Genomic DNA, 23206 nt, shown 5'->3' with positions numbered 1-23206 from the left:
CCTGAATCATTGCATGTCATCAGGCATCGACTCGATTACACCTCTTCGGCGGCAGGTAGCGGCCAGCCTCCCAGACGTTTCCAGCGGTTGACGATTTCACAAAACAGCACAGCAGTGCGTTCGGTGTCGTACAGCGCGGAGTGTGCCTGAGTGCTGTCAAACTCCATGCCAGCGGTCTGGCAGGCTTTTGACAATACGGTTTGTCCGAGTGCCAGCCCGGCCAGTGCAGCAGTGTCAAAAGTGGCAAAAGGGTGGAACGGGTTACGTTTCAGTGAGGCGCGTTCTGCGGCGGCCATCATAAAGCTGTGGTCGAAATTGGCATTGTGCGCCACCATAATGGCACGGTTACAGCCGCTCGCTTTAATGCCTTTACGTACAACTTTGAAAATCTCATGCAGTGCCTCGTATTCACTGACCGCGCCACGATCGGGATCGTTCGGGTCAATGCCGTTGAAGGCGAGGGCTTCTGGTTGCAAATTAGCGCCGACAAACGGCTTGACGTGGAAATGTAATGTGGTGTCCGGCATCAGCCAGCCTTGTTCATCCATTTTCAGGGTGATGGCGGCAATCTCAAGCAGCGCATCGGTTTTGGCGTTAAATCCGGCTGTTTCAACATCGATCACAACAGGATAAAAACCACGAAAACGGTCGCACAGACCGGTAAGTTGAGCGTTATCGGACATCTGATTCTCTTAATACGGATAAATTGCAGCGCGCATTATGACAAATATTACTTGCCGATGCAGTAAAGATGCGGGCGTGATGAGTGCACGCCCGGCAGGAGATTAGTTGCCCAGACCGCGACCGGCGTCTTTCTCTTCGATCAATTCAATTTTATAACCGTCCGGATCTTCCACAAATGCGATAACCGTAGTACCGCCTTTTACCGGACCGGCTTCACGGGTCACGTTACCGCCGTTCTGACGGATTTTTTCGCACGCTTCAGCGGCGTTATCAACGCTAAGGGCGATGTGACCATAAGCGGTGCCGAGTTCGTATTTATCCACGCCCCAGTTATAGGTCAGCTCAATCACCGCTTCTTCGGTTTCCGGGCCGTAGCCAACAAACGCCAGTGAGTATTTATATTCCGGGTTTTCGCTGGTACGCAGCAGTTTCATGCCCAGCACGTTGGTATAAAAATCGATGGAGCGTTGCAGATCGCCAACGCGCAGCATGGTGTGAAGAAGACGCATCTTTATATCCTCAAAATGGCTAACAGATTCAAAATGTTGTTTTAGTATAGCGGCGGCTTTGCGCCGCTCGCAATGTTAGATCACAGCGTAGGGTAATCGGTATAACCTTCTGCGCCGCCGCCGTAGAAACTTTCGGCACGCTGTGGGTTAAGTTCGGCTTTGCGCTGCAGGCGAGCAACCAGATCCGGATTCGCAATCCAGTCGCGACCAAATGCCACCGCATCAATTAACCCTTTGCCGATCAGCGTTTCCGCTTTTTCTACCGTATATGCACCAGCCCCGATAATCGGGCCGTGGAAACGGGCGCGTACTTTTTCGCGGAAAGCCTCGGTATATGGTTTGCCGCCTGCCCAGTCAGGTTCGGACATATGCAGATAAGCAATGCCGCGTTTGCCCAGTTGTTCAATCAGATACAGTGCATCGGCTTCTTCATTCGGGCCGTTATCCGTATTCTGGAAAGTACCGATTGGCGAAACGCGAATGCCAATGCGATCGGCACCCCATTCTTCAATCCCGGCATCAACAACTTCCAGTACCAGACGTGCGCGATTTTCCACGCTACCGCCGTACTGATCGGTACGATGGTTTGAAGAAGGCGACAGGAACTGATGCAGTAAATAACCGTGAGCGGAGTGAAGCTCTACCAGATCAAAACCGGCTTCACGCGCGTTAGCAATGGCCTGACGGAAATCATTGACGATCCCCGGAATCTCTTTCAGCTCCAGTGCACGCGGCATAGATGTCTCGACGCGGATCGCCTGACCATTTTCATCGCGCAGAGAAGTACGCGTTCCCGCACTAAGTGCCGAAGGTGCTACCGGAGCCTGGCCGCCAGGTTGCAGGCTGGCGTGAGAAATGCGCCCCGTATGCCAAAGCTGTACGGCGATATGACCATTTTCAGCATGAACACCAGCGGTGATTTTTTTCCATGCCGCGATTTGCTCCGGGCTATGAATACCTGGTGCGCCCGCATACCCTTTTGCCTGAGCGGAAACTTGAGTGGCTTCGCTAATAATCAAGCCGGCACTGGCACGTTGGCGATAGTATTCCGCCATCAACGGAGTAGGGATGTCACCCGGCTCAATGCTGCGCAGACGTGTCAGAGGGGCCATAAAAATACGGTTTGCCGCCGTGATCGCGCCCACTTGCAGTGGGGAATACAGTTTTTCAGATGACATAAAGGCTCCCGGTCGTCTGGTGATGAAAAAAATGCCTGCTAAACGGCAGGCGTCGCAATAATGGTTTTTACATGTGTTAGCGCGTTTTCCAGCGGCCCGGAACTGCGCGAAATTTTGGCCTGCAGATTGGCGCCCAGCCACAGCGCGTAAAGTACTTGCGCTTGTTGTAGCGGTTCACCACAAAAGGTTAAACAGTGGCTGGCACGGCCATTTTCCAGTGCCTGAGAGAGCAGGGCGATCACGCCACGAGCGCCTTTATCCATCGCGCTGCGCATATCTTCTGACAGATCGCACACTTCGGCAGAGAGCTTTACTGTCAGGCATCCGCTGATAGTTCCATGCTGGCTAAACTGGTTCAGTGTCTGCTGGTAATAAGCCAGTATGCGGTCGCGGTAGTTACCTTCGCCGGATTGCAGCAACTCCGCTAGTCGCAGGTGATACGCCGCGTAATGACGCTCAAGCATGGCAACGCCAAACGCTTCTTTAGAGCGAAAGTAGTGATAGAACGACCCTTTCGGCACTTCAGCGATTTTCAGTAACTCGCTTAATCCCATCCCGGTGAATCCACGTTGCAGGCAAAGCTGCTCACCCGTAGCCAGGAGGTGTTCGCGAGTATCATGTTCGGTGTGTTTGTTCATGTGTTCGAGTGTAGTAGACCGGTCGGTCTAGTGCAAGTAAAGTTGCTACTTTGGGCATTAACAGCTTCAATAGTGGTAATAATCTTATCTTAGGAGGGCGAAGTGGCGGAGCAATTAGAGTTCTTTCCCGTCCAGAGCCCGTGCCGGGGAATTTGCCAGTCCGATGAACGCGGATTTTGCCGTGGCTGTTATCGTAGCCGGGATGAGCGTTTTAACTGGAATAAAATGAGCGATGGCGAAAAACAAGAAGTGTTGCGCCTTTGTCGGCAACGACTTATGCGTAAATTACGCGCGAATAAGCCAGCGCCATCAGACGAACCTGAGCAACCATCACTCTTTTGAGCCTAATCTTGCGTATACTCCTCTCATATCTGATAAGAGGAAGCGATTATGGTTCAGCGTATTACTATTGCGCCGCAAGGCCCGGAGTTTTCCCGTTTTGTGATGGGCTACTGGCGATTGATGGACTGGAATATGTCCGCCCGCCAGTTAGTCAGTTTTATTGAAGAGCATCTGGATCTCGGCGTGACTACTGTGGATCACGCTGATATTTATGGTGGCTATCAGTGCGAAGCGGCGTTTGGCGAGGCGTTGAAACTGGCGCCTCATTTGCGTGAGCGAATGGAAATTGTCAGCAAATGCGGTATCGCGACGTCCGCGCGTGAAGAAAACGTCATTGGTCATTACATCACTGACCGCGACCACATCATTAAGAGCGCCGAACAGTCGCTGATTAATCTTGCGACCGATCATCTGGATCTGCTGCTGATCCATCGCCCCGACCCGCTAATGGATGCCGATGAAGTGGCAGATGCGTTTAAACATCTGCATCAGAGCGGAAAAGTACGCCATTTTGGCGTCTCCAACTTCACGCCTGCGCAATTTGCGCTGTTGCAATCGCGCTTGCCGTTTACCCTTGCCACTAATCAGGTGGAAATATCCCCGGTGCATCAGCCGTTACTGCTGGATGGCACGCTCGACCAACTGCAACAACTGCGTATTCGCCCGATGGCCTGGTCTTGTCTTGGCGGTGGTCGTCTGTTTAATGATGATTATTTCAGGCCGCTACGTGATGAACTTGCTGTGGTGGCGGAAGAATTAAACGCGGGCTCTATCGAGCAGGTGGTTTATGCCTGGATATTGCGTCTGCCATCGCAGCCGCTGCCGATTATCGGCTCCGGTAAAATTGAGCGCGTGCGGGCTGCTGTCGAAGCGGAAACATTGAAAATGACCCGCCAACAATGGTTCCGTATCCGTAAAGCGGCACTGGGTTACGACGTACCGTAAACACTTTTAGGAATAGCCGCCGTTCAAATATGTGTCACTGGTTTACACTTAACGGGTATGCACATTGAACGGAGGTCCTATGAAACGTTTTAGTCTGGCCATTCTGGCGCTGGTTGTTGCAACCGGCGCACAAGCTGCCAGTGAAAAAGTCGAGATGAACCTCGTCACGTCGCAAGGGGTTGGGCAGTCAATCGGTAGTGTAACAATTACTGAAACCGATAAAGGTCTGGAGTTTTCACCCGATCTGAAAGCATTACCACCCGGTGAGCATGGCTTCCATATTCATGCCAAAGGAAGCTGCCAGCCAGCAATGAAAGATGGCAAAGCCAGCGCCGCAGAATCCGCAGGCGGGCATCTTGATCCACAAAATACTGGTAAGCATGAAGGGCCAGAAGGTGCAGGACACTTAGGCGATCTGCCGGCACTGGTGGTTAACAATGACGGTAAAGCAACCGATGCCGTCATTGCGCCTCGTCTGAAATCACTTGATGAAATCAAAGACAAGGCGCTGATGATCCACGTTGGCGGCGATAATATGTCCGATCAACCAAAACCGCTGGGCGGTGGCGGTGAACGCTATGCCTGTGGTGTCATTAAGTAATTAAGAGGTCAGCGTACCTTGCGGCGGCGCTTGCTCAAGTTGCGAAAGCGAGCAGTACAGACGCCAGACAATCGCCGCCAGCTCACGGGCTGCGGGTTGATGATGGTGGGCAAGGCTGTCGCATATCCGCTGTAATTCTTCAAGTGTGGCCGCCAGTGATTTTTGCTGAACGCCACGCTCACTCATCACTCCCCGCAACAGTGAAATACAGTTATCCCGTACTCGCGATAACGGATCGGAACGCGATTCCCAGTCGCGTAATTGCCAGACAACATGAGAACAGTTCAGCAGCACCACGCCCCAGCGTAATAACCAACGGCGAGCCAGTGCATCCTGGCTGTTGCTCAACTGACTAACGTGGTGATAAGTGAGCGATTCAAATTCGCTTTCACTCAGGGTTGGATGGCGGCTTAGTTGGTCGACAAAATCCCGGCGCAGTGCGCGAATATGACGACGACTTTTACGGGCATCAGATCCAGGTCGCAGAATGGCGAACGCTAACCACGCCAGTGCCACGCCAACAATTTTCGCCAGATTATCGTTAAGAAAGTCAGCAAAATCATACACCGGGGGATTAGTGACAGCGATGAACGAACCCATAAATACGACCAGTTGTCCCCACAACGCGGCAAATTTTGGCATCTGTAATTTGAGAAGTTGCATCGTCGCCAGTAGCGGGAAGAGAAACAGCAAAAATTGCCACAGGTCGCTAATCTGAACCATCAGACCAAACTTAACCACAAAGCTAAATAGCGAAAGTAATACCAGCGTGCGCATAAGTAGCGACAGTGACTTAAACGGTGCCGCTACGGCGGAGTAGAGTACGCAGCTAATTGCTGCCAGTGTTAATGCATTGGCACCGGCATCCCATTGCGAGGTAATACTCCATGCGCCAATTATCATCAACGTACAAAATGTGCGCAGTCCACTCCACATAGCTTCGGCGTTATCGGTATGACGTGCCAGGCCGGCTGTTCGTGGGAGTCTGGCACGATCATCTGTACCGCTTTCCAGACGATGTAGTTCCTGACTGCTTTGCAGATAAAGGCGGCAAAAATAGCGTAGTCGCTGCCAGAAGGCGACGTGCCGATAGTCGGCTAAGTTGGTTGGGCGCAGTGGGGCAATGATACGTGCGACGGTGTAAAAATCAGTTTGCGAACTGGCAAGCGCCGTCAGCAACTGTTCGAGAATTTCACGTGTGGCGGCGGGCGTTGATGACCAGTTGAGTAACATACGTCGCAGGCTGGAGATGACGCTGGTCATGCGTAATTGCTGGTGGAGTAGCGCATTCAGGCGTGCATTTTGCTGGCGGAAGCGATAGTGACTCCAGAACGCCTGAATGCGCAGCAAATTCATGGTTAATATTTGCCCAATAATCCCTTCATGTGCTGTGCGAATGGCATCGGTTGTTTCAGGCTGCCAGAGCAAGCTGGCATGTTCCAGTAAACGGGCATGCATGTTTTTCAACGCGGTTAAAAGCGCAGTGGCGTCGGAGCTACTCGGCAGGATCATCATCATCATGCCACCGCAGAGAATACCGACGATGACTTCGCAAACGCGTGCCTGAGCGATATCCCATAACTGGCTTGCTTCCGTGATATTGACCATCGGAAAGGCGATAATGGCCGCAGTGTAGCCCGCCAGTTGGAAGGCATACGCCACGTTATTCGTGAAGTGCGCGCAAGCCCAGGTACAAAAGCCAAGCCACGCCGACATGCTCAATAGAAAAAACCACGGCTCGTTAAGCGTATGCCCGGCAAGAATCAGTGCCGCGATGGCTCCCAGCAAACTACCAGCGATGCGTCCGAGACTTTTGCTGATGACACCGCCAACGGTGGGAAAGCTTACCACCGCAGCCGAGGTCATCGCCCAGTAGGGTTCATCGAGATTTAAATAATAGGCAACCGTCAGCGCCAGGCACATGGCAATGGTATTGCGTAACGCATAACGCCATTGCGCCAGCGATGCCCTGCACCAGGGCAAATTGCGCAAGGACCATAACGATGCGTTCATTATTGACCTACGGCGATGCTACATGTTGTACCGGATACCAGCGTGACATCGCTGGGAACATTATCCAGAGCAAAGCGGACGGGAACGCGTTGGGCGAGACGCACCCAGGGGACGTTAGGTTTCACATCCGGAATCAGGCTGGAATCACTTTCAATGCTCTGATCATAAATCGCCCGACCGATACTGGAAACGTGACCCTGTAACGTTTTGTTGTCGCTATAGAGCGTAATTTGTGCTGGTGCACCGTCGTGGATATGGCGCAATTTGGTTTCTTCAAAATAACCAATGACGTAAAACGAATGGCTATCCACCAGGGCAAACAGGGGTTTTCCGGTGTCGGCGTAGTCGCCGATGCGGGTAGTGAGATTAGTTACCCATCCACTCACCGGAGCGCGAATTTCCGTTTGCGCCAGTTGCCATTGTGCCTGTTTAAGCGTCGCCTGTGCGGCATCAACACTGGCCTGCATCGCTTTAACATTGAGGTTAGCGGTATCCAGCTCTTCGGCAGAGATAAAATTATGTGAGAGATGACGGCGACGATTAGCTTCGTTATTGGCTTTGGCGAGGTCAGATTGCGCTTTCGTTAACTGAGCCTGGGCGTTCAGTTCGGCTATCTGGAAGGGCGTTTTATCGATGGTGAGTAAAATATCACCAGCATTAACCAACTGGTTGTCTTTTATATTCATCGCAACAATACGTCCAGACACCTGAGGCGTGATAGAAACCTGTTCTGCGCGTATTTTTCCGTCGCGTGTCCACGGTGACTGCATGTAATAGTTCCATAGCCACCATCCGGCAAGAATCGCAACAACCGCTACAATAATTGTTGAGAAATACTTAATTGTTTTAATTGACATAGTTACCACGCAATCAGTATTGCCAGAGCAAGGCAAACGCAAATCGCAAACAGCGATAAATCCATTAACAAGGGATGCCAGATGTCACCGGCGTAGATCCAGCCGCGAAGCAGGCGGTGTATAACAAGCCAGAGGACAAATCCAAGCGCGAACGCTTTGAAAAACGGAGGAAAATAGACGGACGCACCGAACACCAGATCTTGTAAGGGCAATCCCGTTGCATTAAGCATAAACTTCACAAAATAGATTCCTTTACGACCGAATATATTGCGTTAGATTAATAAATATTCTTTAAGTGCGAAAAAGTTACGCGCAATTTCTGAAAAGCATGTCTGACGGTAAGCAAATGCAGCAATACATTTGTTTTAGCAATACAATTGCTGCACACTATTCTAAAAGCTGTATAATATCTTAGCAAGCTAATTATAAGGAGATGAAATTGGAATCGCCACTAGGTTCTGATCTGGCACGGTTGGTGCGCATATGGCGTGCTCTGATAGACCATCGCCTGAAACCGCTGGAGTTAACGCAAACCCATTGGGTAACGTTGCACAATATCCATCAGTTACCTCCAGACCAGTCGCAAATTCAACTGGCAAAAGCGATCGGCATTGAGCAGCCTTCACTGGTTCGTACGCTGGACCAACTGGAAGAAAAAGGGTTAATTTCGCGTCAAACTTGCGCCAGCGATCGTCGGGCTAAACGTATTAAACTGACGGAAAAAGCGGAGCCGCTGATTAGCGAAATGGAAGCGGTTATTAACAAAACCCGGGCGGAAATATTGCATGGAATTTCCGCAGAGGAAGTAGAACAGTTGATTAAGCTCATTGCAAAACTTGAGCATAATATTACTGAGCTGCAGGCCAAAGGGTGAAATGAAGAAGGCGTGTGGTCAGTGACCTGACCACACGTCAACTTATTTAGCGCGGAGAGACAGTCACCTGGCTACCGTTGCTGGCCAGGATAACACGTTGTCCCGGAGAGAAGTGGGTATTGCCCTGTTTCTGTACCACCATAATGGTGTTGCCATCATCTTTACGAATTTCCAACTCCACACCCTGAGTTTTGTTCATTGCGCTCTGCACGCCCTGACCCGCTACGCCACCTGCGATAGCGCCTGCCGCAGTTGCCAGAGAACGCCCAGTTCCGCCACCAACGGTATTCCCAAGGAAGCCACCGAGAACCGCACCGCCAATTGCGCCGATAACGTTGGAATCATCACCGCCCTGAATTTGTACCTGTCGTACATTAACGATTGTGCCATAGCTGACATTCTGCACTTGCTTCGCTTCAGAGGCGGTATAGACATCGCCAGAAAGGGTATCGTTATTAACACAACCGACAAGAGACAGACCTACCATTGATACAACCAGTACGCGCTTAATCATTGAAAAATCTCCTGATTACCATGAAACGCCTCACAAGCATCCCTCATGGCCAAAGTAAATGGCATTGGTATAACTATGATTACATGTTCCACTAAAACATGATGGAATCATAATTAGAATACGGTTAACCAAGTATAAACAAAACATTCATAGTAATTATTGATATGAATATAATGTTTTCCTGGTAATGGTAAAAATCGGCGCTCATGCATGGAATTCGTGAGAGGTTTGTGTTTGAGTGGAGCGCAAACGACAGGTTGAAAAAGGATGAACTATGAAATCAGGCCGCTTTATTGGCGTAATGTCAGGTACTAGCCTGGATGGTGTCGATGTTGTACTGGCGACTATCGATGAACACAGGGTGGCGCAGTTGGCAAGTTTGAGCTGGACGATTCCCCCATCACTTAAACAAGCAGTACTGGATATTTGTCAGGGGCAGCAGCTTACGCTTTCTCAGTTCGGTCAACTGGATACTCAACTTGGTCGTTTGTTTGCCGATGCCGTTAACGCACTGCTCAAGCAAGAAAATTTGCAGCCAAAAGATATCGTCGCCATCGGGTGTCACGGACAGACTGTTTGGCACGAACCTACTGGCGTTGCACCGCATACTCTACAGATTGGTGATAATAATCAAATTGTGGCGCGCACTGGAATTACTGTCGTTGGTGATTTTCGCCGTCGCGATATCGCCTTAGGTGGTCAGGGTGCGCCGCTGGTGCCAGCGTTTCATCACGCATTGCTGGCTCATCCGACAGAGCGGCGAATGGTTCTCAACATTGGTGGTATCGCCAATTTGTCGTTGTTGATTCCAGGGCAGCCGGTGGGGGGGTACGATACTGGGCCGGGTAACATGTTGATGGATGCGTGGATTTGGCGTCAGGCCGGGAAACCTTACGATAAAGACGCTGAGTGGGCGCGGGCGGGTAAAGTTATTTTGCCACTGTTGCAGAATATGCTTAGTGATGCGTATTTTTCCCAATCCGCGCCGAAAAGCACCGGACGCGAATACTTTAACTACGGTTGGCTGGAACGGCATTTGCGCCATTTCCCGGGTGTTGATGCGCGCGATGTCCAGGCGACGCTGGCGGAACTTACTGCCGTGACCATTTCTGAACAGGTATTATTGAGTGGCGGCTGCGATCGTTTGATGGTCTGTGGTGGCGGAAGCCGTAATCCATTGGTGATGACGCGACTTGCTGCCTTGCTGCCAGGAACCGAAGTGACCACCACTGACGCCGTCGGCATTAGTGGTGATGACATGGAAGCATTGGCCTTCGCGTGGCTTGCCTGGCGGACGCTGGCGGGGCTACCCGGCAACCTGCCTTCGGTCACCGGCGCAAGCGAGGCGACGGTGCTGGGCGCAATTTTCCCTGCAAACCCGCGATATCAGAGTTAACTGAATTTTTCCTACTGCGTCTGCCGTTACACTTGGAAGTTGAGGAGAGCGTTTTGCTCTCCGGACCAGGAAAGTCTTCGGGATGTGTTTATGAAAAAACTGTTACTGATCTGTTTGCCGGTGCTTCTCACTGGCTGTGGCGCGTTTAATCAACTGGTTGAACGTATGCAAACTGATACGCTGGAATACCAGTGTGATGAAAAACCGTTGACGGTAAAACTGAATAATCCGCGTCAGGAAGTCAGTTTTGTCTACGACAATCAATTAATTCACCTTAAACAGGGCATTTCAGCCTCTGGCGCACGTTATACCGATGGCATTTATGTTTTCTGGTCAAAAGGTGATGAGGCAACGGTCTATAAGCGTGACCGCATCGTCTTGAATAACTGTCAGTTACAAAATCCGCAGCGTTGAGATTTTTCCAGGGGCGGCGCACAATAGCGTCACCCACTGACAATCCGTAAAGAAAACCATGTCTGATAACGACGAATTGCAGCAAATCGCGCATCTGCGCCGTGAATACACCAAAGGCGGTTTACGCCGCCGCGATCTTCCCGCCGATCCTTTAACCCTTTTTGAACGCTGGCTCTCCCAGGCCTGTGAAGCCAAGCTGGTTGACCCCACCGCGATGGTCGTCGCAACCGTTGATGAACATGGTCAGCCTTATCAGCGCATCGTGTTACTCAAACATTACGACGAAAAAGGGATGGTGTTTTACACCAATCTCGGCAGTCGCAAAGCGCATCAAATCGAAAATAACCCGCGCGTTAGCCTGCTTTTCCCGTGGCATACTCTTGAGCGCCAGGTAATGGTGACCGGTAAAGCGGAGCGTCTTTCGACTCTCGAAGTAATGAAATATTTTCATAGTCGTCCGCGCGATAGCCAGATTGGCGCGTGGGTATCTAAGCAGTCCAGCCGTATCTCTGCGCGAGGGATCCTTGAGAGCAAATTTCTTGAGCTGAAGCAGAAGTTTCAGCAGGGCGATGTCCCTTTACCGAGTTTCTGGGGCGGTTTCCGCGTAAGTCTTGAGCAGGTTGAGTTCTGGCAGGGCGGTGAGCATCGTCTGCATGACCGCTTTTTGTACCAGCGTGAAAATGAGGCGTGGAAAATCGATCGTCTCGCACCCTGAAAAGATGCAAAAATCTTGCTTTAATCGCTGGCACTCCTGATTCCGGCACTTTATTCTATGTCTCTTTCGCATCTGGCGAAAAGTCGTGTACCGGCAAAGGTGCAGTCGTTATATACATGGAGATTTTGATGGCAAGCAGTAACTTGATTAAACAATTGCAAGAGCGGGGGCTGGTGGCCCAGGTGACGGACGAAGAAGCGTTAGCAGAGCGACTGGCGCAAGGCCCGATCGCGCTCTATTGCGGCTTCGACCCTACCGCTGACAGCTTGCATTTGGGGCATCTTGTTCCATTGTTATGCCTGAAACGCTTCCAGCAGGCGGGCCACAAGCCGGTTGCGCTGGTAGGCGGCGCGACAGGTCTGATTGGCGACCCAAGCTTCAAAGCTGCCGAGCGTAAGCTGAACACCGAAGAAACTGTTCAGGAGTGGGTGGACAAAATCCGCAAGCAGGTTGCCCCGTTCCTCGATTTCGACTGTGGAGAAAACTCTGCTATCGCCGCGAACAACTATGACTGGTTCGGCAATATGAATGTGCTGACTTTCCTGCGCGATATCGGTAAGCACTTCTCCGTTAACCAGATGATCAACAAAGAAGCGGTTAAGCAGCGTCTCAACCGTGAAGATCAGGGTATTTCGTTCACCGAGTTTTCTTACAACCTGTTGCAGGGCTATGACTTTGCCTGTCTGAATAAACAGTATGGTGTTACGTTGCAGATTGGCGGTTCTGACCAGTGGGGTAACATCACCTCTGGTATCGATCTGACCCGTCGTCTGCATCAGAATCAGGTGTTTGGCCTGACCGTTCCGCTGATCACCAAAGCAGACGGCACCAAATTTGGTAAAACTGAAGGCGGCGCAGTCTGGTTGGATCCGAAGAAAACCAGCCCGTACAAATTCTACCAGTTCTGGATCAACACCGCCGATGCCGACGTTTACCGCTTCCTGAAGTTCTTCACCTTTATGAGCATTGAAGAGATCAACGCCCTGGAAGAGGAAGATAAAAACAGCGGTAAAGCACCGCGCGCCCAGTATGTGCTGGCGGAGCAGGTGACGCGTCTGGTTCACGGTGAAGAAGGTTTGCAAGCCGCGAAACGTATTACCGAATGTCTGTTCAGCGGTTCCTTGAGTGCGCTTAGCGAAGCGGACTTTGAACAGCTGGCGCAGGACGGCGTACCGATGGTTGAGATGGAAAAAGGCGCTGATCTGATGCAGGCGCTGGTCGATTCTGAACTGCAACCGTCCCGTGGTCAGGCGCGTAAAACTATCGCCTCCAATGCCATCACCATTAACGGTGAAAAACAGTCCGATCCTGAATACTTCTTTAAAGAAGAAGATCGCCTGTTTGGTCGTTATACCTTACTGCGTCGCGGCAAAAAGAATTACTGTCTGATTTGCTGGAAATAATGCACTAAGTGGAAAGGGGGAGTGAGAAATCACTCCCCTGATTTTTATACAGGGAGCACAATGAAAAATATTCTCGCTATCCAGTCTCACGTTGTTTATGGTCATGCGGGTAACAGTGCGGCAGAGTTTCCGATGCGCCGCCTGGGCGCGAATGTCTGGCCGCTGAATACCGTTCAATTTTCTAATCATACTCAATACGGCAAATGGACTGGCTGTGTGATGCCGCCCAGCCATTTAACCGAAATTGTGCAGGGCATTGCCGCCATTGATAAATTACACACCTGTGATGCCGTACTCAGTGGTTATCTGGGATCGGCGGAGCAGGGCGAACATATCCTCGGTATTGTCCGTCAGGTAAAAGCGGCGAATCCACAAGCGAAATATTTTTGCGATCCCGTAATGGGGCACCCGGAAAAAGGTTGCATCGTTGCGCCAGGCGTGGCGGAATTTCATGTCCGTCACGGTATGCCAGCCAGCGATATCATCGCGCCGAATCTGGTCGAGCTGGAAATTCTTTGTGAACATCCAGTACATAACGTCGAAGAGGCCGTTAACGCTGCGCGTGAACTTATTGCGCAAGGGCCACAAATCGTATTGGTTAAACACCTTGCACGTGCGGGCTACAGCACAGATCGTTTTGAAATGCTGCTGGTTACTGCCGATGAAGCCTGGCATATCAGCCGTCCGCTGGTGGATTTTGGTATGCGCCAGCCGGTAGGTGTTGGTGATGTGACGAGCGGTTTACTGCTGGTGAAATTGTTGCAGGGGGCAACGCTGCAGGAGGCACTGGAACACGTGACGGCTGCAGTATACGAAATTATGGTAACCACCAAAGCAATGCAGGAATATGAACTGCAGGTGGTTGCCGCGCAAGATCGTATAGCCAAACCGGAACACTATTTCAGCGCAACGAAGCTCTGAAATACCTCGGCCCACAGTTTCCTGTGGGCCGATGACGATTACTGCAAGCCTTCCGCCGTCAACGCGGCTTTCACCGCCGGTCTTTCAGCCATACGCTGCATAAAGGCTGCAATGTGCTCTAAACCCTCCAGATTCAGTTTCACCGCGTATGCCCAGCGCAGAACCGTAAACAGATAGGCGTCAGCGATGGTGAAACGTTGCCCGCAGATCCAGTGCTCATCTTTCAGCGCGTCGTTAACATACTGCAGCTTTTTCTCCAATTGTGCACGGGCAGCCTGTTTATACTCTTCCGGGGTATCCGGGCGGAACAGTGGTGTGAACCCTTTATGCAATTCGGTGGCGATATAGTTCAGCCATTCGATGGTTTTATAGCGAGAAATACTGTTTACCGATGCCAGCAACTGGCGGTCGGGAACACTGTCGGCAAGATACTGCATAATTGCTACGCCTTCCGTCAGCAAAGTACCATCGTCCAGTAGCAACGCAGGAACCTGTCCCTTAGGGTTAATGGCAAAGTAATCATCACCGTTCTCGAGACGTTTTTTCATCAAATCCACACTGACGAGCGTAAAGTCCTTTCCGCTCTCACGCAGGGTGATATGGGAAGCAAGAGAGCAGGCGCCCGGTTTGTAGAACAGTTTCATCGGTAACTCCTTTTGGCTGTGGTTTAAAGTATGGTAGTGCGTTGCTGAACAAAAAAAAGCCGCTAACGAAAAGTTAGCGGCTTGTAAAAGAGTTTCCCTGAAATTTACGCTACGGCAGCTTTCGCCGCTTTGTCTGCAGCATCGTCCTGGGTCATGCGATGCAGTTTCGGCGCGGTCAGCAGCATCAGCACAGCAATAACGGCAGTGGCGACACCAATCTGCAAGAACACGCGACCATACACTTCCAGCGACATCAGCGGATCGGTTACGTTATCCGGAACAGCCATCATACCCGCAACATAACCACCAATCAGGTTTGCACCGGCAGTGGTCAGGAACCAGCTACCCATAATGAAGCCCATCAAACGCTGCGGAACGAGCTGTGCAACCATCGCCAGACCCAGACCAGAGATCATCAGTTCACCGATACTCTGCAGGCCGTAGCTAGCTACCAGCCAGCTTACAGAAACGATACCGGCGTCAGACGCGAATTTCGCACCCAGCGGCAGGATCAGGAACGCACCAGAACACATCACCATACCGATTGCAAACTTGGTCGGCATCGGCAGGGTATCGCCCATCTTGTTATAGATAGCGGCCAGAATCGGGCTACCAATGATGATCCAGAATGGGTTCAGCGCCTGATACTGCTCTGGCTCGACGGCCAGACCAAGAATAGTGTGTTCAACGTTACGAATCGCAAAGAAGTTCAGCGACGTCGGCATCTGGCTGTACAGCACGAAGAAGATGATTGCTTCAAGCATCAGGATGAAGGCGACGATCATTTTACGACGCGCAGCACCTTTCATGGCGAACGCTTCTTTACCGAAGATAACCACGATACCCAGGGCAACAACGCCCAGCGCCATACGTGCTACTTCCTGGTTGTGCAGCAGCCAGGTTGCAACTGCGATCAGGGCTACAACACCAATAATGGTCAGCAGCAGGTTACGGTAGTTGACTGGTTCAAAGTCAGGTTTTGAGCCGTACTGCTTAACCCAGCGTTGGCAGAAGGCGAAGTTAACGATAGTGATTAACAGACCTACTACGCTAAGGGCGAACGCGACGCTCCAGCCATATTTGGCAGCCAGCCATGGGGTTGCAATCATAGAAAAGAAAGAACCGATGTTGACGGACATGTAGTACATGGTAAATGCACCGTCCAGACGCGGGTCGTTTTTCTCATAGCAAGTAGAGAGCAGCGAAGACGGGTTGGCTTTAAACAGGCCGTTACCTACGGCAATAGCCGCCATACCCATATAGACGATACCGGCGTCGTGACCAGACCATGCAACCAGCGCATAACCAATGGCCAGTACAATAGCACCAAGCATAATAACGCGTTTAGTACCCAGTACCTTGTCACCTAACCAGCCGCCGATAGCGACCAGACCATAAACCAGGGCGCTAAAGGAAGAGAAAAGGGTGATTGAATCCGCTTCAGACATACCCAGTTGTTTAACCAGGTAGACAGCCATAATTCCTTGTAGGCCGTAATAACCAAAACGTTCCCATAACTCAATCGAGAAGATGAGATAGAACGCCTTCGGTTGTTTGAAAGCGTTCAAACTGACGCTTTCTGTTGGTTTTTGGTTTGCAGTGGACACTTTTACCTCTTTTTTTACATCCCATATTAACGGGGGTGCTTTCTCGCGTGATGTCTAAAAACCATACGCGCAATTGTTATAGTGGGAGGGGAAACGGCAGGTAATGTTCACTATCTTGCACTTTCAGACAAGTCCTTTGTAATAATCTGTTACATATAACTGACGTGGAGAATTCATCGGCTCCGGGAAATGTTATCCAGCGTTAAATTTTTCAAAAAACGTAAAGGCAGATTTTTTCACTACTGAGACAGGGTAATAATTCCAGTTTGGCGATATGTTCTGCTATAAGGTGTTTTATGTAGTGGGATAGTCCATTATCTGAAAAATAGCCAGTGTAATGTTTTGTAGGTTTCAGGACGGATTGAATCAATGCTTTGTCAAATTTAACTTTTAAAATGCATTCTTTTTACATTTCAGTATCAGTGTGATCTTGATCACGAATAGATAGAAAATTTCGCTATTAAAAAAACAATTAACCTGCATTTTTGGTTATTCACAAACGGATTGCCTGATGATGCCGCAGCGAGGCGGCATCATTAACGTTAGAGGGATGTTTTTGAAGAAGATAAGGAAAGGTAATGGATGGGTAGACGCCACCATCTATTTGTGTCAGATGTCAACTTTCTCTTTGTATTCACAAAGATCTTCAATAATGCAGGAGCCACAGCGCGGCTTGCGGGCAATGCAGGTATAACGCCCATGAAGGATTAACCAGTGGTGGCAATCGACTTTAAATTCTGCCGGAACCACTTTCAGCAATTTTTCCTCAACCTGCTCGACATTTTTTCCTGGCGCAAATTGGGTGCGGTTGCAGACCCGGAAAATGTGGGTATCTACAGCGATGGTCGGCCAGCCGAAAGCGGTATTCAACACCACGTTAGCTGTTTTACGTCCAACGCCGGGTAAGGCCTCCAGCGCCGCGCGATCTTCCGGAACTTCGCCATTATGCTGTTCCAGTAAGATACGGCAGGTCTTAATGATATTTTCCGCTTTGCTGTTATATAACCCAATAGTTTTGATATACGTTTTTACGCCTTCAACACCCAGTTCGAGCATTGCCGCAGGCGTATTAGCCACCGGGTAGAGCTTCGCCGTCGCCTTATTAACGCTGACATCGGTGGCCTGAGCGGAAAGCAGTACGGCAATCAGCAATTCAAAAGGCGAACTGAAATTAAGCTCGGTTGTGGGGTGAGGATTGTTCTCACGCAGACGTGTGAGGATCTCCAGGCGTTTTGCTTTGTTCATCAGACATTCCCTGTTTCACCGTTCGGCAAGCCGCGTTCGGCGATTGCTTCAGCGCGGCGCTTTTTCATTTTTTCATCAATCAGATATTTCACTGCCAGCATCAGTCCCAGACCAATAAATGCGCCTGGTGGTAACATTGCCAGCAGGAAAGGGGAATCAGTGTGGAAGATCTCCACCCGCAATACTTTTGCCCAGTTACCCAACAGCGCATCGGCACCGTCAAACAACGTTCCGTTGCCGATGATTTCGCGTAGTGAACCCAGCACAAACATTGCGCAGGTTGCGCCCATGCCTATCGAAAAACCATCAAGAGCCGAAAGCGCCGGACCTTTTTTGGCGGCGAAGGCTTCAGCGCGACCCACAACGATACAGTTAGTGACAATCAGTGGAATAAAAATCCCTAACGATTGATACAGGCCGAAGGCGTAGGCGTTGATCAGCATCTGTACGGCGCTGACCACCGAGGCGATGATCATGACGTAAATGGGGATACGGATCTCAGCTGGCGTCCAGTGACGCAGCGTCGAGATAGTCAGGTTGGTAAGCGTCAGCACCAGTGTCGTCGCAAGCCCTAAACCCAGAGCGTTGGTGGCAGTGGACGTGACCGCCAGCAGTGGGCAGAGGCCAAGCAACTGAACCAGTGCGGAGTTGTTCTTCCATAACCCCTGAACAATAACATCTTTAATTTCGCTCACGGTTTATTCTCCACAGGCAGGAAGTTGAGAAAGTTGTGCCGGTAACGTCTGAGCGTACAATCCGGCGCGTTTTACCGCATTCACCACCGCGCGAGGCGTAATGGTCGCCCCAGTAAACTGGTCAAAATCACCGCCATCTTTCTTCACCGCCCAGTGCGCGTCGTCAGCACCGCTGATTTTTTTACCCGCAAAATGGGTGATCCAGTCTGAAAGGCGCAGTTCGATTTTATCGCCAAGCCCTGGCGTTTCGTGATGTTCTGTCACGCGAGTGCCAAGTACCGTGCCGTTAAAGTCGGCTCCGACCAGTAGCTGAATCGCACCGGAATAGCCATCCGGCGCGGTCGCTTCCAGAACGGCGGCTACCGGCTTGTCATCCTGTTTAGCGATGTAAACCCGATGCTCACCTTTACCTAACTCTGGTGCCGTCACCAGGTAGCAACTCTGCGCCAGCGCATTGTTATAGCGTTCGGCTGGCAACACCTGATCAAATAACGCCTTTTGTTGCAGGCTGGCCTGTTCAGCAATCGTCGTTTTGGTCATCTGGTTGATGGCCGCCGTTAAACCTGTTGAACCCGCAGCAAACAGCGCCAGTGTAATACCGTGTTTTCGGATAGTTTTCAGCATGGTTTATCCTTTGCGATGGCCGTAGACGCGCGGACGCGTGTAGTAATCGATCAGAGGAACCGTGATGTTCGCCAGCAAGACAGCAAAAGCCACGCCGTCAGGATAGCCGCCGAAACTGCGGATCAACCAGACTAATAAGCCCGCCAGCGCACCGAAAATCAGACGACCACGATTGGTCGTAGAAGCGGTCACCGGATCGGTCAGAATAAAGAATGCGCCGAGCATGGTCGCGCCAGACAGCAGGTGAATTTGCGGTGATGCCAGTGTTTCTGGTGATAACAACCAGCCCAACGTTGCGCATAACGCCAGCGTTACTAAGAAGCTGACCGGAATATGCCAGCGAATCGCTTTCTGCCATAGCAACCACACGCCGCCAATCAGCCAGGTGAGGTTTACCCATTGCCAACCAGCACCCGCCAGAATACCGCTGTAGATCGGATACTGCATAATCTGCTCAACCGAATGACCGGCGCGGACAGAAGTTTTGAACGTATCCAGTGGCGTTGCCTGGCTAATGCCATCAATACCTAAGCGTAGCGTGTTCATATCACCGCCGCTGGCAGTATGACCGCTGAAGATAACCTGTATGGCGTCGATGAAGCCAGGGATGTTGACCGCAATTTCATGCGGTGGCAGCCAGCTGGTCATCTGCACCGGGAAGGAGATCAGTAAGACCACATAGCCAATCATCGCCGGGTTAAACGGGTTTTGCCCCAGACCTCCGTACAACTGTTTAGCGATGATCACCGCAAACACCGTACCCAGCACGACCATCCACCATGGTGCGAGGGGCGGAATACTTACGGCGAGTAACAGCCCTGTTAAAAGCGCCGAATTATCTTTTAAGGTTGTGGAAACAGGCTGTTTGCGCAGTTTCAGCACAAGAGCTTCGGCTAAAAGTGCACTGACCGACGCCAGGAGGATCTGAACGAGAGTACCCCAGCCAAAAAACCAAAGTTGCGCAGCGATTCCGGGCACGGCTGCGATCAGTACCAGCAACATAATGCGCGATGTCTGGCGCTGGTTATGGGTATAAGGGGAGCTAGCTATTCTGAATACCATTTAGTCCTCGTTTACAACCTTTTGCTGAGCGGCTTTTTTGGCCTGAACGCGGGCGATAGCCGCAGCAACTGCCGCTTTGCGCGGGTCAACCTGTTCTTCTGGTTCTGCGTTTGCCTGCTGCTGTTCCAGTTTGCGTGCTTTGGCGCGGGCGATAGCAGCTTCGACAGCGGCTTTGCGCGGGTCAACCTGTTCTTCTGGTTCTGCGTTTGTCTGCTGCTCCAGCTTGCGTGCTTTGGCGCGGGCAATAGCGGCTTCGACGGCGGCTTTGCGCGGGTCAACCTGTTCTTCTGGTTCTGCGTTTGCCTGCTGCTGTTCCAGTTTGCGTGCTTTGGCACGGGCGATAGCAGCTTCGACAGCGGCTTTGCGCGGGTCAACCTGTTCCTGCGGCAATTCGTTAGCAGGTTGTTGTTCCAGCTTGCGTGCTTTAGCTCGAGCAATTGCGGCTTCTACTGCTGCTTTACGTGGATCAGCAACTGTTGCGGTGTCGTTAGTTTGCTGCAATTCTGCCTGTTTTGCTCTGGCTTGTGCTTTACGGGCTTCCCGTGCCGCAATAATCGCGCTGTTATCCGGGCGTTCACCCGCTTTAATCACAATCGGTTGCGTGGCCTGAGCTTGTTTTTCTTTCACACGTGCCAGTGCGGCAGCAATCGCATCTTTGTCTTTGGCTGCCGGTTGGACTGCTGCGCTCTTATGTCGTTCAAGACGCGCCGCTTTTTCGCGTTCCAGGCGTGCCTGACGAGCTTCAAAACGCGCTTTAGCTTCTGCGGCGCGTTTCTCTTCCTGACGAATGGCGGCAATCTCGGCTTTTTCCTGACGGAAATATTGCACCAGGGGAATATTACTCGGGCAAACCCACGCGCAGGCACCGCATTCAATGCAGTCGGCAATGTTATGCGTGGTGGCTTTGTCGTGCTGTTGACCTTTGCTGAACCAGTACAACTGCTGCGGCAAAAGATCCGCAGGGCAGGCATCGGCACAGGCGCTACAGCGGATGCAGCTTTGTTCTTCCTGCGGTTCGCCCAGTTCACTGGCGGACGGTGCTAACAGGCAGTTGGTGATTTTGACTACCGGTACATCCAGCCACGGTAAGGTAAAGCCCATCAGCGGGCCGCCCATAATCACCATTTGATCGGCAGAAGGGCAGAATCCGGCATCGTTCAATAAATGACGCACCGGCGTACCCAGACGCGCCCAGACGTTGCCTGGACGTGCAATCGCTTCTCCGGTCAGCGTCACCACGCGCTCGGTAATCGGTTCACCATCGATTACTGCGCGTTTTACTGCGTAAGCCGTGCCAACGTTTTGCATTAACACGCCGATATCCGACGAGCGACCGCCGTGCGGCACTTGTTTCCCGGTCAGGATGTACGTTAACTGTTTGGCGCCGCCGGAAGGATATTTGGTTGGAATCACCCGCAGAGAAATATCGTGGGAATCCGCCAGCACCGCGCGAAGCATGGAAATCGCCTGCGGTTTGTTATCTTCAATACCGATAAGAATTTCGCGCGGCTGTAAGATATGCGCAAGAATGCGAATGCCTTCCACCACCTGAGCTGCGCAATCCTGCATCAGACGGTTATCGGCGGTAATATACGGTTCGCACTCGGCTGCATTAATAATCAAGGTTTCGATTTTATCGCCGCCGCCCTGTAATTTAACGCCTGTCGGGAAGCCCGCACCACCCAGCCCGGCGACGCCAAACTGATGAATGCGTTCAATCAATTCTTCCCGACTGCGTGAGCGGTAATCGATCCAGCCGTCACGAGGGAACCAGCAATCTTCACCATCGGCATCAATAATCACGCTTAATTCAGCTAAGGCTGAAGGATGAGCCGTAGAATGGGGCGCAATAGCCGTAACAATGCCAGACGTTGGCGCGTGAACTGGCAGCATTTTGCCGCGACCACGGGTAAGCGGCTGGCCGCGCAATACTTTATCGCCGACGCTAACGCACAGCTCACCTTCAGCGCCAATATGCTGTTTCAGTGGAATGACAAAACGCTGCGCCAGCGGAACCTGGCGCAGGGGAGTACCGTTGGACTGGGTTTTCATCTCCGGTGGATGGATGCCGCCGTTGAAATCCCAGATTTTATTTTTTTTGAATGCAGAGAATAACTTAAGCATGGTGTTCCACGGGAATAATGCGTACGGGAATGGTGTTCAGATCCCATTTCCAGGAGTCAGGCGTTTCTGCGACCGGTTGCAACGAGATGCAGTGCGTCGGGCACGGGTCAACGCATAAATTGCAGCCCGTACAGAGATCACTCATTACCGTATGCATGGCACGGGTAGCGCCAACGATGGCGTCTACCGGACACGCTTGAATGCACTTGGTGCAGCCAATACAGTTATTTTCATCAATAACCGCCACCATCCGCGCAGGCGTCAACTCTTGCGCATCGCCATCCAGCGGCTGCGGCTCGACATTAAGCAGTTCGGCAATTTTTAGCATTACAGCTTCGCCGCCAGGGGCGCAGCGGTTGATTTTTTCACCGTTACAGCTGATGGCTTCGGCATAGGGGCGACAGCCAGGATAACCGCACTGCCCACACTGGCTCTGCGGTAAGATTTCGTCAATTTTCTCAACGACCGGATCGTCTTCCACCGCAAAACGGCGGGAGGCATAACCCAGAATGGCGCCAAACGCCAGACCCAGCAGGCTCACGGCGGCAACGGCAATCCAGATAGCATTCATTACAACTTCACCAAACCACTAAAGCCCATAAAGGCCAGAGACATAAGACCTGCGGTAATGAGAGCAATGGCATTACCGCGAAAAGGTGCCGGGACATTAGCCACAGCAAGGCGTTCGCGAATGGCGGCGAAAAGCACCATCACCAGCGAGAAGCCGACAGCAGCAGAAAAACCGTACAGTGCCGACTGCAAGAAATTGTGTCCGAGATTGATATTCAGCAATGCCACGCCGAGCACCGCACAGTTGGTGGTGATAAGCGGTAGAAAAATCCCCAGCAGTCGGTAAAGCACCGGGCTGGTTTTACGTACCACCATCTCGGTGAACTGCACGACCACAGCAATCACCAGAATAAAGGCCAGGGTGCGCAGGTAAATCAGATCGAGCGGGATCAAAATCCACGTGTCGATAAGCCAGGCGCAAATAGACGCCAGCGTCATCACAAATGTTGTTGCCAGCCCCATGCCCATTGCGGTTTCCAGCTTTTTGGAAACGCCCATAAACGGGCAAAGCCCCAGAAACTTGACCAGTACAAAGTTATTGACCAGTACAGTTCCGACAAACAGTAACAGGTAGTCAGTCATTTTTCGGCCTGAAATAAAAAAGCCGCCTATTATCCGTTAATCCAGAGCA

General features: G+C 51.4%; 26 protein-coding genes. 9 read left to right on the top strand and 17 right to left on the bottom strand.

The window, feature by feature from the left end:
* Window positions 1-35: 35 nt before the first annotated feature.
* The 4 genes from rnt to nemR all read right to left on the bottom strand — a co-directional run bounded on the left by rnt (window position 36) and on the right by nemR (window position 3009).
* The gene (gene rnt, locus LG381_RS16050; RefSeq protein ID WP_225762633.1) at window positions 36-683 is read right to left on the bottom strand and encodes a ribonuclease T; all 648 of its coding nucleotides are present in this window, start codon (window positions 681-683) and stop codon (window positions 36-38) included.
* Window positions 684-785: 102 nt separating this feature from the next.
* A complete protein-coding gene (gloA, locus tag LG381_RS16045) occupies window positions 786-1193 on the bottom strand; it encodes a lactoylglutathione lyase (protein WP_001237802.1) in 408 nt (135 codons plus the stop codon).
* An 80-nt stretch (window positions 1194-1273) separates the two neighbouring features.
* A complete protein-coding gene (gene nemA / locus LG381_RS16040; protein ID WP_000093630.1) occupies window positions 1274-2371 on the bottom strand; it encodes an N-ethylmaleimide reductase in 1098 nt (365 codons plus the stop codon).
* 38 nt (window positions 2372-2409) lie between these two features.
* Window positions 2410-3009, bottom strand: a complete 600-nt coding sequence (gene nemR / locus LG381_RS16035; protein ID WP_032225259.1) for a DNA-binding transcriptional regulator NemR — start codon at window positions 3007-3009, stop codon at window positions 2410-2412.
* A gap of 102 nt (window positions 3010-3111) precedes the next feature.
* Here nemR and LG381_RS16030 point away from each other — a divergent pair, with 102 nt between their 5' ends.
* The 3 genes from LG381_RS16030 to sodC all read left to right on the top strand — a co-directional run bounded on the left by LG381_RS16030 (window position 3112) and on the right by sodC (window position 4897).
* The gene (locus tag LG381_RS16030; protein ID WP_032225257.1) at window positions 3112-3351 is read left to right on the top strand and encodes a DUF1289 domain-containing protein; all 240 of its coding nucleotides are present in this window, start codon (window positions 3112-3114) and stop codon (window positions 3349-3351) included.
* Window positions 3352-3399: 48 nt separating this feature from the next.
* On the top strand, window positions 3400-4296 hold the full coding sequence (locus LG381_RS16025) for an aldo/keto reductase family oxidoreductase (RefSeq protein ID WP_225762632.1): 897 nt from the start codon (window positions 3400-3402) through the stop codon (window positions 4294-4296).
* Window positions 4297-4375: 79 nt separating this feature from the next.
* Window positions 4376-4897 carry a superoxide dismutase [Cu-Zn] SodC gene (gene sodC / locus LG381_RS16020; protein WP_032225254.1) on the top strand — a complete coding sequence of 174 codons (522 nt, stop codon included), beginning with the start codon at window positions 4376-4378 and terminating at the stop codon, window positions 4895-4897.
* On the opposite strand, the gene LG381_RS16015 is transcribed toward sodC, so the two are convergent.
* From LG381_RS16015 to LG381_RS16005, 3 genes are read right to left on the bottom strand one after another with little or no spacing between them, the layout of a single operon-like run.
* A complete protein-coding gene (locus LG381_RS16015) occupies window positions 4898-6910 on the bottom strand; it encodes an FUSC family protein (RefSeq protein ID WP_225762631.1) in 2013 nt (670 codons plus the stop codon).
* Window positions 6910-7767 carry an HlyD family secretion protein gene (locus tag LG381_RS16010; RefSeq protein ID WP_085460691.1) on the bottom strand — a complete coding sequence of 286 codons (858 nt, stop codon included), beginning with the start codon at window positions 7765-7767 and terminating at the stop codon, window positions 6910-6912. The genes LG381_RS16015 and LG381_RS16010 overlap by 1 nt, the downstream gene beginning before the upstream one ends.
* A gap of 2 nt (window positions 7768-7769) precedes the next feature.
* Window positions 7770-8006, bottom strand: a complete 237-nt coding sequence (locus LG381_RS16005; protein WP_000671001.1) for a DUF1656 domain-containing protein — start codon at window positions 8004-8006, stop codon at window positions 7770-7772.
* 200 nt (window positions 8007-8206) lie between these two features.
* Between LG381_RS16005 and slyA the strand changes: the two genes are divergently transcribed.
* Window positions 8207-8641, top strand: coding sequence for a transcriptional regulator SlyA (gene slyA, locus LG381_RS16000; RefSeq protein WP_016158207.1), 435 nt, complete (start codon window positions 8207-8209; stop codon window positions 8639-8641).
* 46 nt (window positions 8642-8687) lie between these two features.
* Here the strand turns inward: slyA and slyB are convergent, their stop codons facing one another.
* Entirely contained in the window at window positions 8688-9155 is a 468-nt protein-coding gene (gene slyB / locus LG381_RS15995; RefSeq protein ID WP_000597203.1) for an outer membrane lipoprotein SlyB, read from the bottom strand.
* 274 nt (window positions 9156-9429) lie between these two features.
* Here slyB and anmK point away from each other — a divergent pair, with 274 nt between their 5' ends.
* The 5 genes from anmK (at window position 9430) to pdxY (ending at window position 14004) form a co-directional block, all read left to right on the top strand.
* A complete protein-coding gene (gene anmK, locus LG381_RS15990) occupies window positions 9430-10551 on the top strand; it encodes an anhydro-N-acetylmuramic acid kinase (protein ID WP_225762630.1) in 1122 nt (373 codons plus the stop codon).
* Between the two features lie 90 nt (window positions 10552-10641).
* Window positions 10642-10965 carry a C-type lysozyme inhibitor gene (mliC, locus tag LG381_RS15985; protein ID WP_000734947.1) on the top strand — a complete coding sequence of 108 codons (324 nt, stop codon included), beginning with the start codon at window positions 10642-10644 and terminating at the stop codon, window positions 10963-10965.
* A gap of 58 nt (window positions 10966-11023) precedes the next feature.
* Entirely contained in the window at window positions 11024-11680 is a 657-nt protein-coding gene (pdxH, locus tag LG381_RS15980) for a pyridoxamine 5'-phosphate oxidase (protein ID WP_001282324.1), read from the top strand.
* Window positions 11681-11808: 128 nt separating this feature from the next.
* Window positions 11809-13083: a tyrosine--tRNA ligase gene (tyrS, locus tag LG381_RS15975; protein ID WP_001516333.1), complete on the top strand. Its 1275-nt coding sequence runs from the start codon at window positions 11809-11811 to the stop codon at window positions 13081-13083.
* 60 nt (window positions 13084-13143) lie between these two features.
* Entirely contained in the window at window positions 13144-14004 is an 861-nt protein-coding gene (gene pdxY, locus LG381_RS15970) for a pyridoxal kinase PdxY (RefSeq protein ID WP_085460694.1), read from the top strand.
* A 38-nt stretch (window positions 14005-14042) separates the two neighbouring features.
* On the opposite strand, the gene gstA is transcribed toward pdxY, so the two are convergent.
* From gstA to rsxA, 9 genes are all read right to left on the bottom strand, one after another.
* Entirely contained in the window at window positions 14043-14648 is a 606-nt protein-coding gene (gstA, locus tag LG381_RS15965; RefSeq protein WP_000765735.1) for a glutathione transferase GstA, read from the bottom strand.
* A gap of 104 nt (window positions 14649-14752) precedes the next feature.
* Window positions 14753-16255, bottom strand: coding sequence for a dipeptide/tripeptide permease DtpA (dtpA, locus tag LG381_RS15960; protein ID WP_000100947.1), 1503 nt, complete (start codon window positions 16253-16255; stop codon window positions 14753-14755).
* A gap of 609 nt (window positions 16256-16864) precedes the next feature.
* Window positions 16865-17500 (bottom strand): endonuclease III, encoded by a 636-nt coding sequence (nth, locus tag LG381_RS15955; protein WP_001030339.1) that lies wholly within the window; start codon window positions 17498-17500, stop codon window positions 16865-16867.
* The gene (gene rsxE, locus LG381_RS15950; protein ID WP_001289640.1) at window positions 17500-18195 is read right to left on the bottom strand and encodes an electron transport complex subunit RsxE; all 696 of its coding nucleotides are present in this window, start codon (window positions 18193-18195) and stop codon (window positions 17500-17502) included. The genes nth and rsxE overlap by 1 nt, the downstream gene beginning before the upstream one ends.
* Before the next feature lie 3 nt (window positions 18196-18198).
* Window positions 18199-18819, bottom strand: a complete 621-nt coding sequence (gene rsxG / locus LG381_RS15945) for an electron transport complex subunit RsxG (RefSeq protein WP_000920784.1) — start codon at window positions 18817-18819, stop codon at window positions 18199-18201.
* Between the two features lie 3 nt (window positions 18820-18822).
* Window positions 18823-19881 (bottom strand): electron transport complex subunit RsxD, encoded by a 1059-nt coding sequence (rsxD, locus tag LG381_RS15940; RefSeq protein ID WP_225762629.1) that lies wholly within the window; start codon window positions 19879-19881, stop codon window positions 18823-18825.
* Window positions 19882-22005 carry an electron transport complex subunit RsxC gene (gene rsxC / locus LG381_RS15935; RefSeq protein ID WP_225762628.1) on the bottom strand — a complete coding sequence of 708 codons (2124 nt, stop codon included), beginning with the start codon at window positions 22003-22005 and terminating at the stop codon, window positions 19882-19884.
* Entirely contained in the window at window positions 21998-22576 is a 579-nt protein-coding gene (rsxB, locus tag LG381_RS15930) for an electron transport complex subunit RsxB (protein ID WP_000991799.1), read from the bottom strand. Before rsxB ends, rsxC begins: the two co-directional genes overlap by 8 nt.
* Entirely contained in the window at window positions 22576-23157 is a 582-nt protein-coding gene (gene rsxA / locus LG381_RS15925; RefSeq protein WP_000133182.1) for an electron transport complex subunit RsxA, read from the bottom strand. The genes rsxB and rsxA overlap by 1 nt, the downstream gene beginning before the upstream one ends.
* Window positions 23158-23206 lie beyond the last annotated feature (49 nt).

Source organism: Escherichia sp. Marseille-Q3837, assembly GCF_916618735.1.
Lineage (GTDB): Bacteria > Pseudomonadota > Gammaproteobacteria > Enterobacterales > Enterobacteriaceae > Escherichia > Escherichia ruysiae.
This window is presented reverse-complemented; position numbering and strand designations above follow the sequence as displayed.

Bases quoted from the DNA above. Each gene is read 5' to 3' on its own strand.
- rnt (WP_225762633.1), bottom strand. From the start codon at position 683: ATGTCCGATAACGCTCAACTTACCGGTCTGTGCGACCGTTTTCGTGGT.
- gloA (WP_001237802.1), bottom strand. From the start codon at position 1,193: ATGCGTCTTCTTCACACCATGCTGCGCGTTGGCGATCTGCAACGCTCC.
- nemA (WP_000093630.1), bottom strand. From the start codon at position 2,371: ATGTCATCTGAAAAACTGTATTCCCCACTGCAAGTGGGCGCGATCACG.
- nemR (WP_032225259.1), bottom strand. From the start codon at position 3,009: ATGAACAAACACACCGAACATGATACTCGCGAACACCTCCTGGCTACG.
- LG381_RS16025 (WP_225762632.1), top strand. From the start codon at position 3,400: ATGGTTCAGCGTATTACTATTGCGCCGCAAGGCCCGGAGTTTTCCCGT.
- sodC (WP_032225254.1), top strand. From the start codon at position 4,376: ATGAAACGTTTTAGTCTGGCCATTCTGGCGCTGGTTGTTGCAACCGGC.
- LG381_RS16015 (WP_225762631.1), bottom strand. From the start codon at position 6,910: ATGAACGCATCGTTATGGTCCTTGCGCAATTTGCCCTGGTGCAGGGCA.
- LG381_RS16010 (WP_085460691.1), bottom strand. From the start codon at position 7,767: ATGTCAATTAAAACAATTAAGTATTTCTCAACAATTATTGTAGCGGTT.
- slyB (WP_000597203.1), bottom strand. From the start codon at position 9,155: ATGATTAAGCGCGTACTGGTTGTATCAATGGTAGGTCTGTCTCTTGTC.
- anmK (WP_225762630.1), top strand. From the start codon at position 9,430: ATGAAATCAGGCCGCTTTATTGGCGTAATGTCAGGTACTAGCCTGGAT.
- mliC (WP_000734947.1), top strand. From the start codon at position 10,642: ATGAAAAAACTGTTACTGATCTGTTTGCCGGTGCTTCTCACTGGCTGT.
- pdxH (WP_001282324.1), top strand. From the start codon at position 11,024: ATGTCTGATAACGACGAATTGCAGCAAATCGCGCATCTGCGCCGTGAA.
- tyrS (WP_001516333.1), top strand. From the start codon at position 11,809: ATGGCAAGCAGTAACTTGATTAAACAATTGCAAGAGCGGGGGCTGGTG.
- pdxY (WP_085460694.1), top strand. From the start codon at position 13,144: ATGAAAAATATTCTCGCTATCCAGTCTCACGTTGTTTATGGTCATGCG.
- gstA (WP_000765735.1), bottom strand. From the start codon at position 14,648: ATGAAACTGTTCTACAAACCGGGCGCCTGCTCTCTTGCTTCCCATATC.
- nth (WP_001030339.1), bottom strand. From the start codon at position 17,500: ATGAACAAAGCAAAACGCCTGGAGATCCTCACACGTCTGCGTGAGAAC.
- rsxG (WP_000920784.1), bottom strand. From the start codon at position 18,819: ATGCTGAAAACTATCCGAAAACACGGTATTACACTGGCGCTGTTTGCT.
- rsxD (WP_225762629.1), bottom strand. From the start codon at position 19,881: ATGGTATTCAGAATAGCTAGCTCCCCTTATACCCATAACCAGCGCCAG.
- rsxC (WP_225762628.1), bottom strand. From the start codon at position 22,005: ATGCTTAAGTTATTCTCTGCATTCAAAAAAAATAAAATCTGGGATTTC.
- rsxB (WP_000991799.1), bottom strand. From the start codon at position 22,576: ATGAATGCTATCTGGATTGCCGTTGCCGCCGTGAGCCTGCTGGGTCTG.
- rsxA (WP_000133182.1), bottom strand. From the start codon at position 23,157: ATGACTGACTACCTGTTACTGTTTGTCGGAACTGTACTGGTCAATAAC.